The sequence below is a fragment of the Natronorubrum sp. A-ect3 genome (assembly GCF_041821125.1).
GTDB classification, from domain to species: Archaea; Halobacteriota; Halobacteria; order Halobacteriales; family Natrialbaceae; genus Natronorubrum; species Natronorubrum bangense.
In genome coordinates this window covers 1-502 of sequence record NZ_JBGUBB010000029.1, presented here as the reverse complement: position 1 = coordinate 502, position 502 = coordinate 1, and the positions used below count along the sequence as shown (strand labels likewise).

Below are 502 nucleotides of genomic sequence, written 5' to 3'. Positions count from 1 at the left end.
GTCGTCGAGAGCGGCAAGGGTGCCTACGAGATGAGTGGCTACGGCCCCGACGACATCGACGTCGCCGAACTCCACGACATGTTCACCATCCTCGAGTTCCTCCAGATGGAGGGGCTCGGCTTCGCCGAGCAGGGCGAGGCCTGGAAACTGATCGAGGAGGGCTACACCGAACGCGACACCGGCGAGTTGCCGATCAACACTTCCGGTGGGCTCAAATCGAAAGGCCACCCACTGGGAGCAAGCGGCGTCGCACAGGGTGTCGAGATCTACGAACAGCTCATGGGTGAAGCTGGCCCGCGACAGGTCGACGCCGACATCGGACTGGCCTGTAACGTCGGCGGCTTTGGAAACTGCGTGATTACGACGATTATGGAGGCAGCACAATGACGATGGACGCCTACAAGTACGAGGACGGTTCGATCAGCTACCCCGGCCACCCGCGTGGTCCCGGCGGCTCGGAACCAGTCGAGACGATCGACCTGAGCGAGTACACCGCCGAAGT

The 502-nt window shown here is 62.4% G+C and carries 1 protein-coding gene and 1 pseudogene; both read left to right on the top strand.

Going from position 1 to position 502, the window contains the following annotated elements; all coding sequences use genetic code 11:
* A partial coding sequence (locus tag ACERJA_RS20145) for a thiolase family protein (protein WP_373609981.1) occupies nt 1–387 on the top strand: 387 nt, incomplete at its 5' end.
* Nucleotides 384–502, top strand: a pseudogene (locus ACERJA_RS20140) (nucleic acid-binding protein); the annotation flags it as partial. The gene ACERJA_RS20145 and the pseudogene ACERJA_RS20140, both read left to right, overlap by 4 nt.